Annotated in this window: 3 protein-coding genes; all 3 read right to left on the bottom strand. The window is 61.7% G+C overall.

All coding sequences use genetic code 11. The annotated features are described in order from the left end of the window. The coding region (locus tag ACR0JI_RS21925; RefSeq protein WP_480496682.1) for a tetrahydrofolate dehydrogenase/cyclohydrolase catalytic domain-containing protein at positions 1-362 on the bottom strand (362 nt) is incomplete at its 3' end. Positions 363-413: 51 nt separating this feature from the next. Then, positions 414-719 (bottom strand): chorismate mutase, encoded by a 306-nt coding sequence (locus ACR0JI_RS21920; RefSeq protein ID WP_480880457.1) that lies wholly within the window; start codon positions 717-719, stop codon positions 414-416. Positions 720-774: 55 nt separating this feature from the next. After that, a partial coding sequence (locus tag ACR0JI_RS21915) for a formate--tetrahydrofolate ligase (RefSeq protein ID WP_480496686.1) occupies positions 775-1,187 on the bottom strand: 413 nt, incomplete at its 5' end.

Here is a 1,187-nt window from a genome sequence, read left to right as displayed (position 1 = left end):
TCCACATCCTTGGCCGGATCGATCGAGTTGATCACCAGATCCTCGTTCAGGTGTTTTGGCAGCGGCAGCTGTACCAGAATGCCATGCACCGCCGGATCAGTGTTCAGTTTGTCGATCAGCGCCAGCAGGTCCGCCTCGGAGGTCTCCACATCGAGCTTGTGCTCATACGAGTTCATGCCAACCTCGACGGTCATCTTGCCTTTCGAGCGGACGTAGACCTGGCTGGCCGGATCCTCTCCCACCAGAACCACGGCCAGGCCGGGGGTGATGCCGTTTTCCTCTTTCAGCTTTGCAACCTGATCGGCCACCTGCGCGCGCACTTTGGCGGCAAAGGCCTTCCCGTCGATAACCTGCGCTACCATCCTTTGGTCCCTTCTTTCAAAACCCAAACGGGCGCAGAACGCGCCCGGTCTTTACTCGGGGCCGAGCACACGTTCCTCACGTGCAATCGACCAGTCAATCAGAATGCGCCAGAGCGTTTCGGACAAATCGGGGTCCATCCCCGCGGCCTGCGAACTGGCGCGCACCTTTTGCACCACATCCTCGACCCGGTCCGGGATGCGGGCGGGCAGGCCCTCGCCCGGCTTCAGCTCAGACGCGCGGTCGATATAGCTTGCGCGCCTCACCAGCATCCCGATCAGCAGGCGGTCCAGCCTGTCGATCTGAACCCGCAGATCCCGCATCGAATGGCAGTCCTGCGGCGGTGTCAGAGTGGGCATCATCGTCTCCTCATGGCCCGGGGGTTCCGGACCATGAAATGTCTTATTCAGCGACTTAGAACAAGCCCTCGATCTCACCTGCGTCATTGAGGCAGATGGTTTCCGCGGCCGGTTTGCGGGGCAGGCCCGGCATGGTCATGATCTCACCGCAGACAACCACGATAAAGCCCGCACCCGCGCTCAGGCGGACCTCACGCACCGGGACCGAATGGCCGGTGGGCGCGCCCCGCAGGGTCGGGTCGGTCGAGAAGCTGTACTGGGTTTTCGCCATGCAGACCGGCAGGTTGCCATACCCCGCTGCTTCCCATTCTTTCAGCTGCGTGCGGATCTTGTTGTCGGCCAGAACCTCGTCGGCGCGGTAGATGCGCTTGGCGATGGTTTCGATCTTCTCAAACAGCGGCATTTCGTCGGGGTAGATCGGCGCGAAGTTCGCAGAGCCCCCTTCGACGATCTCCACAACTTTGCGGG

This window comes from Ruegeria sp. N10 (genome assembly GCF_056531545.1).
The sequence above is the reverse complement of the archived record's forward strand: the minus strand, read 5'-3'. Positions and strand labels throughout refer to the sequence as shown.